Annotated in this window: 9 protein-coding genes; 7 read left to right on the plus strand and 2 right to left on the minus strand. The window is 71.7% G+C overall.

Going from position 1 to position 6,672, the window contains the following annotated elements; genetic code table 11:
- Both ACZJYS_RS21525 and ACZJYS_RS21530 read right to left on the minus strand, forming a co-directional pair.
- Nucleotides 1–868: hypothetical protein (locus ACZJYS_RS21525; RefSeq protein ID WP_493180265.1), on the minus strand; the 868-nt coding region annotated here is incomplete at its 3' end.
- 156 nt (nt 869–1,024) lie between these two features.
- Complete coding sequence (locus ACZJYS_RS21530) at nt 1,025–1,642, minus strand: MSMEG_1061 family FMN-dependent PPOX-type flavoprotein (protein ID WP_493180266.1); 618 nt, start codon at nt 1,640–1,642, stop codon at nt 1,025–1,027.
- Between the two features lie 170 nt (nt 1,643–1,812).
- Between ACZJYS_RS21530 and ACZJYS_RS21535 the strand changes: the two genes are divergently transcribed.
- The 7 genes from ACZJYS_RS21535 (at nt 1,813) to tolR (ending at nt 6,489) form a co-directional block, all read left to right on the plus strand.
- A complete protein-coding gene (locus tag ACZJYS_RS21535) occupies nt 1,813–2,565 on the plus strand; it encodes a YebC/PmpR family DNA-binding transcriptional regulator (RefSeq protein ID WP_109515264.1) in 753 nt (250 codons plus the stop codon).
- A 15-nt stretch (nt 2,566–2,580) separates the two neighbouring features.
- Nucleotides 2,581–3,081 (plus strand): crossover junction endodeoxyribonuclease RuvC, encoded by a 501-nt coding sequence (gene ruvC / locus ACZJYS_RS21540; protein ID WP_181377979.1) that lies wholly within the window; start codon nt 2,581–2,583, stop codon nt 3,079–3,081.
- Nucleotides 3,078–3,695: a Holliday junction branch migration protein RuvA gene (gene ruvA, locus ACZJYS_RS21545; protein WP_493180267.1), complete on the plus strand. Its 618-nt coding sequence runs from the start codon at nt 3,078–3,080 to the stop codon at nt 3,693–3,695. Before ruvC ends, ruvA begins: the two co-directional genes overlap by 4 nt.
- A gap of 85 nt (nt 3,696–3,780) precedes the next feature.
- On the plus strand, nt 3,781–4,806 hold the full coding sequence (gene ruvB / locus ACZJYS_RS21550) for a Holliday junction branch migration DNA helicase RuvB (protein WP_493180268.1): 1,026 nt from the start codon (nt 3,781–3,783) through the stop codon (nt 4,804–4,806).
- Nucleotides 4,803–5,258, plus strand: a complete 456-nt coding sequence (locus ACZJYS_RS21555) for a YbgC/FadM family acyl-CoA thioesterase (RefSeq protein WP_379652362.1) — start codon at nt 4,803–4,805, stop codon at nt 5,256–5,258. The genes ruvB and ACZJYS_RS21555 overlap by 4 nt, the downstream gene beginning before the upstream one ends.
- Before the next feature lie 15 nt (nt 5,259–5,273).
- A complete protein-coding gene (gene tolQ / locus ACZJYS_RS21560; RefSeq protein WP_245906051.1) occupies nt 5,274–5,981 on the plus strand; it encodes a protein TolQ in 708 nt (235 codons plus the stop codon).
- A gap of 4 nt (nt 5,982–5,985) precedes the next feature.
- A complete protein-coding gene (gene tolR, locus ACZJYS_RS21565; RefSeq protein WP_109515269.1) occupies nt 5,986–6,489 on the plus strand; it encodes a protein TolR in 504 nt (167 codons plus the stop codon).
- Nucleotides 6,490–6,672 lie beyond the last annotated feature (183 nt).

Genomic DNA, 6,672 nt, shown 5'->3' on the forward strand with positions numbered 1-6,672 from the left:
GCGCTGCCCGCTCCTGCGCCAGCCGCTCCTTCTGGGCCTTCAGGAAGCCGCTGGCGGGGAACAGCCGCAGGCCGCGGTCGACCACTGCCTCGGCCTGTCGCCAGCGCCCGTGCTTCTCCAGCCAGCGCGAGAGGTTGAGCATGTAGTAGGGCGAGCGCCCCTTCATCCGCCGGAAGGGCGTGACGTTGAAGGCGTGGCCGCGCATGAAGTTCAGCACGGCCGGGCGCAGCAGATGCACCTCCGCCAGCGCCGTCGCGACCGGATGGCCGGTGTGGCGCAGCGAGACATGGGTGAGCTGCGGGAAGGCCGGCTCCACGCATTCCCGCAGCAGCCGCAGGTCGGCATGTTCCAGCCTGTCGGTGCGCGGGACGGGGTCGTAGACCACGGTCACGCGCTTCGCCCGGCTCTCGCCCGCCTCCAGCGGCTCATGCGTGAAGGGCGTGCCCTGTGGCCCGCGCCGGCCCAGGACCTCGGCATAGATCGGGTGCAGGCTGTTGCGGGGGGAGAGGGAGAGGATATCGGCCCGCTGCCCGCGGCCGAAATACAGCGCGGCATAGGCACCGACGCTGGTGCCGTAGAAGCAGATCCGGCGGTAGCGCGACAGGGTCGGCTTCACGGCCTTGTCGAAGGCCTCGCGGCTCATCGACTGGTAGCCATTGTTGCTGCGCTTCTGCACGCAGATCAGGTCGTAGCCCGCGCCGTGCAGCAGCGTCTCGCCGAAGCCGGGGAGGGTGATGTCGGTCTGGTCGTAGCCGGGGAAGGTCACGACGATCGAATCCACCGGAGCCGCCTGACGCACCCGGCGCATGACGACGATGCCGTCATCGTAGAGTATGCGGCCTTTGTTCTGCGCCTTGGGCTGCGGCATGTCGGTCTCGTCTCCGGCTCGCGGGCAAGGCGCCGGAATAGAATGCCGCAGGGCATGTGGATAGCGCCGGGCCGGCATGGCGCGGATGCGCCGGCTCAGCCCGGGTCGTGGAAGCCCGCCGCGGCGCCGCCCGCCGGAGCGGGGCGGGTCATCGCGTCAGTAGAGGACCTTGCTCACCAGCGGGGCCGATTCGGCATCGTATTTCCCGGCATCCACCAGCCCGCCGGTGTGGGCGGCCAGCAGCTCGCCCATGCTGGGGGCGGCGCGCGGCCGCTCCCGCTCGCCCCACAGCCTGGCGCGCAGGATGGCGCGCTGGCACTGCATGAACACCTCGCGCACCTCCACCAGCAGCACGGTGGCCGGCACCTGGCCCTGCATGGTGTAGCGCTCGCGCAGCGCCGGGTCGGCGGTGAGGCGGCCGGTGCCCGCCACGCGCAGCGTCTCCCCCGCGCCGGGGACCAGGAAGAGCAGCGCCACCGCCGGGTTGTCGATGATGTCGCGCAGCGCGTCGATGCGGTTGTTGCCGCGGCGGTCGGGCAGGGCGAGCGTCGTCTCGTCCAGCACGTCGATGAAGCCGGGGGCGTCGCCGCGCGGCGTGCAATGGGGGCCGCGCGCGCCGAAGGTGGCCAGCAGGCAGAAGGGGCTGGCGGCGATGAAGCCGGCGGTGCGCGGGTCGATCCGGTCGGCCACCTTCTTCATCACCAGCTCGCGCGGCGGGGTGTAGTGCGCCTGCAGCGCCTCGTGGGTGGTGATGGCGTGGGGGTCGTGGCTCATCATCGGCTCCTGCCCGGGAAGTGGCGGATGCTAGGGCGGCCCTCGCGGAGGGGCAATGCGGAGGGGCCAATGCGGAGGGGCAATCCTGGCGGCCCCCCTCGCATCCGGCGCGCGGCGGCGGTATAGGACCAAACCCCCGGAACATCACGAGAATACCGGAGAAGCAGCGCGTGGCCGGCCATTCCCAGTTCAAGAACATCATGCACCGCAAGGGCGCGCAGGACGCCAAGCGCGCGCGCATCTTCGCCAAGCTGATCCGCGAGATCACCGTCAGCGCCCGCCAGGGCCTGCCGGACCCGGCCGCCAACCCGCGGCTGCGCTCGGCGGTGCAGGCAGCGCGCGTGGCCAACATGACCAAGGACACGATCGACCGCGCCATCAAGAAGGCCAGCGGCGGCGCCGGCGGCGAGGACTATGTCGAGGTGCGCTACGAGGGCTATGGCCCGGCCGGCGTGGCCGTCATCGTCGAGACGCTGACGGACAACCGCAACCGCACCGCCTCCGACATCCGCTCCGCCTTCTCCAAGTATGGCGGCGCGTTGGGCGAGACGGGCTCGGTCTCCTTCCAGTTCGACCGCAATGGGGTGGTGCGCTACCCCGCCGCCGTGGCGGATGCCGACACCATGCTGGAGGCCGCCATCGAGGCCGGCGCCGCCGATGTGGAGAGCGGCGCGGAAGGCCACGAGATCCGCACCGCCATCGAGGACCTGTTCACCGTCCGCGACGCGCTCGAGGAGAAGTTCGGCCCGGCGGAGAGCGCCAGGCTGGAATGGCGCCCCAACATCTCGGTCGAGCTGGATGAGGAGAAGGCACGCTCGGTGCTGAAGCTGATCGACGTGCTGGACGAGCATGACGATGTGCAGGCGGTGACGGCCAATTTCGAGCTGCCCGAGGCCGTGCTGGCCAAGCTCTCGGCGGAATAGGCGGCCATGAGCGGTGTGGTCCGCCTGCTGGGGCTCGATCCCGGCCTCCAGCACACCGGCTGGGGGGTGGTGGAGAGCAGCGGCAACCGGCTGCGCCACATCGCCGATGGCGTGATCTCCACCACCACCGAGCTCTCCCTGGCCGAGCGGCTGTGCCAGATCCACCGCGCGCTGAACGCGCTGATGGATCTCTGGCGGCCGGAGGAGGCGGCGGTGGAGCACACCTATGTCAACAAGAACCCGGGTGCCGCGCTGAAGCTGGGGCAGGCGCGCGGCGTGGTGCTGCTGGCGCCCGCCATGGCCGGGCTGAAGGTGGCGGAATACCAGGCCATGGAGGTCAAGCGCGCCGTGGTCGGCACCGGCCATGCCGACAAGACCCAGGTGGCCGACATGGTGCGCCGCCTGCTGCCCGGCGCCACGCTGCGCCGCGCCGATGCCTCGGACGCGCTGGCGGTGGCGATCTGCCACGCGCACCACCGCTCCACCAACCTGGTGCTGGCGAAGGTCCGCGCATGATCGGGAAGCTGATCGGGCGGCTGGACACGCCGCTGGAGGGTGGCTGCATCTTCGACGTGAACGGGGTGGGCTACCTGATCGCCTGCTCGGCGCGCACGCTCTCCGCCCTGCCGCGCCCGCCCGGCACCGGCTCGCTGCTGATCGAGACGGTGGTGCGGGAGGATGCCATCCTGCTCTACGGCTTCGCCGACGTGGCGGAGCGGGACTGGTACCGGACGTTGACCGCCATCCAGGGCGTCGGGCCCAAGGTGGCGCTGGGGCTGCTCTCGGCGCTGGCCCCGGCCGACCTTGCCCGCGCCATCATGGCCGGCGACAAGGGCGCGCTGACCCGGGCGCCCGGGGTAGGGGCCAAGCTGGCCATCCGCCTCGTTTCCGAATTGCGGGAGAAGGTGGGGGCGCTGCCCACCGGCTCGGGCTTCTCCGTGGCCATTCCGGCGCCGGAGCTGCCGCCCGCCGGCCGCGCCCAGGCGGATGCCATCTCGGCGCTGGTCAATCTCGGCATCCGCCGCCCCGAGGCCGGCGCGGCCGTGGCGCGGGTGACGGAGCGCCTCGGCGACGACGCCGCGCTGGAGGCCCTCATCCGCGAGGCGCTGAAGGAGCTGGCCCCCCGATGAACGCCCCCGGGAGATTCCCTGCCCGCCGCCCCGCCGCCGGGCCGCAGCGATCCCTTCACGGCCCTGACCGGCAGCGGACAGAAAAATGAGTGACAGGATTTCGGATCCGCAGCGCAGCGACGAGGATGCGGCCGAGGCCACCCTCCGCCCGCAGACGCTGGACGACTTCACCGGCCAGAAGGCCTCGCGCGAGAACCTGGCCATCTTCATCCAGGCCGCCCGCACCCGTGGCGAGGCGCTGGACCATGTGCTGCTGCACGGCCCGCCCGGCCTTGGCAAGACCACGCTGGCGCAGATCGTGGCGCGCGAGATGGGGGTGGGGTTCCGCGCCACCTCCGGCCCGGTGCTGCAACGCGCCGGCGACCTGGCCGCGATCCTGACCAACCTGCAGCCGCGCGACGTTCTGTTCGTCGACGAGATCCACCGCCTGCAGCCGGCGCTGGAGGAAACCCTCTACCCGGCGATGGAGGACTTCCAGCTCGACCTGATCATCGGCGAGGGGCCGGCGGCGCGCACGGTGCGGATCGACCTGCCGCCCTTCACCCTGGTGGGCGCCACCACCCGCGCCGGGCTGCTGGCGACGCCGCTGCGCGACCGCTTCGGCATCCCGCTGCGCCTGCAGTTCTACACGCCGGAGGAGCTGCTGCTGATTGTCCGCCGCGGCGCGCAGAAGCTCGGCTTCGCGCTGACCGAGGAGGGGGCGCGCGAGATCGCCAACCGCTCGCGCGGCACGCCGCGCATCGCCGGGCGGCTGCTGCGGCGGGTGCGGGATTTCGCGCTGGTCTCCGGCCAGGCGGCGGACCGTGCCATGGCCGATGCCGCGCTGCACCGGCTGGAGGTGGATGAGCGTGGCCTCGACTCGATGGACCGCCGCTACCTCCGCCGCATCGCCGAGCACCACAATGGCGGGCCGGTCGGCGTCGAGACGCTCGCCGCCGCGCTGGCCGAGGGGCGGGACACGCTGGAGGATGTGGTGGAGCCCTACCTGATCCAGGAGGGCTACGTGCTGCGCACGCCGCGCGGCCGCGTGCTGGGCGATCCGGGCTGGCGGCATCTGGGCCTCGCCCCGCCGGCCGGCAGCCAGCCGGACCTGCTGGGAGGCGGGTTTTGAGCTGGCCGCACCGCCTGCCGGTCCGGGTTTATTTCGAGGATACGGATGCCGGCGGTATCGCCTACCACGCCACCTATCTGCGCTGGGCGGAGCGGGGGCGGACAGAATCGTTGCGTGCCATAAACTTGCCGCATCAACTTCTCATAGCACGTTACTCTTCGATGCTCGTGGTGCGGCGCGTTGAAGTGGAGTATGTGGCCCCCGCCCGCCTCGACGATTCCCTGATCGTGGAAACCCGCGTGCTCCGCTCCGGCGGCGCCTCGGTGGACCTCGCCCAGGACGTGATCGGCGAGGGGGGCGGGGTCAAGGCGCGGCTCCAGGTCGGTCTGGTCTGTGTGCGGGGGGAGGCTATGCGCCCCGCGCCCATTCCGGAGCCCTGGCGCGGCGTGTTCCGGCAGGCCGCGATGGCGGACGGTCCGGCGAGGGGGCCGGCGGAGACGCCGGCCGGGTAGGAAAAGGAGATTGCCGTGGGTGACAGCGTGACAGCGTCCAACCTCGGCCAGATGGCGCACGATCTGTCCCTCTGGGGCCTGTTCCTGCAGGCGGACTGGGTGGTCAAGACCGTGATGCTGGGCCTGCTGCTGGCCAGCGTCTGGGTCTGGGCCGTGGTGTTCGAGAAGGTGACGAGCCTGCGCCGGGTGAACCGCGCGGCGGACGCCTTCGAGGACCGTTTCTGGTCCGGCGGCAGCCTGGAGGCGCTGCACCAGGCCGAGGGCGAGCGCCCCACCCACCCGATCGCCGCCGTGTTCGGCGCCGCCATGCGGGAGTGGGAGCGCAGCGTCGGCGGTGAGATCGCCACGGTGGGCATGCAGCAGCGCGCCGAGCGCGCCATGACGGTGGCCATCCAGCGCGAGATGGACCGGCTGGAGCGCTGGATGGTGTTTCTGGCCTCGGTGGGGTCGGTCGCCCCCTTCATCGGCCTGTTCGGCACGGTGTGGGGCATCATGAACAGCTTCTCCGCCATCGCCGGCATGCAGAACACCAACCTGGCCGTGGTGGCCCCCGGCATCGCCGAGGCGCTGTTCGCCACCGCCATCGGCCTCGTCGCCGCCATCCCGGCGGTGCTGGCCTACAACAAGATCACCACCGACCTGGCGCGCTTCGCGGCGCGGCTGGAGGGCTTTGCCGCCGAGTTCGGCGCCATCCTCTCCCGCCAGGCCGAGGAGCGGGGCTGACACCATGGGCATGTCCAGCGGAGGCGGGGGCCCGGGGGGCAATGGCCGGCGCGGGCGCTACCGCGCCATGGCCGAGATCAACGTGACGCCGCTGGTGGACGTCATGCTGGTGCTGCTGATCATCTTCATGGTCGCGGCGCCGCTGATGACGGTCGGCGTGCCGATCGACCTGCCCAAGACCAACGCCCAGGCGCTGAACCAGGAGACCGAGCCGCTGACCATCTCGGTCAACGCCGAGGGCCGCATCTTCCTGCAGGAGACGGAGGTGCCGCTGGAGGGCCTCGTGCCGCAGCTCCAGGCCATCATGCGCGAGCAGAAGCCGGGCGAGCAGCAGCGCCGCATCTTCGTGCGCGGCGACCGCGGCATCAACTACGGCCGGGTGATGGAGGTGATGGGCACCGTCTCCTCCGCCGGCTTCACCCGCGTGGCCCTGCTGGCCGAGCAGCCCTCCGGCCGCCCGGCGGCGGTGCAGGCCCCGCAACCGGCGCCCGCGCCACCGCGCCGCTGAGCAGGAATACGGCAACATCGCCATGGCCCGTTCCGGCCTTCGTTTCTGGGCTGCGGTCTCGGCGGCGCTGCACGCGCTGCTGGGGCTGATGCTGCTCATCCGCCTGCCGGGCCGCGAGATCCCGCCGCCGCAGGAAGCCGTTCCCGTCGAGCTGGTGACGCCGGACATGCCGCAGGTGGCGCA

Source organism: Roseomonas sp. TS2 (assembly GCF_058833935.1).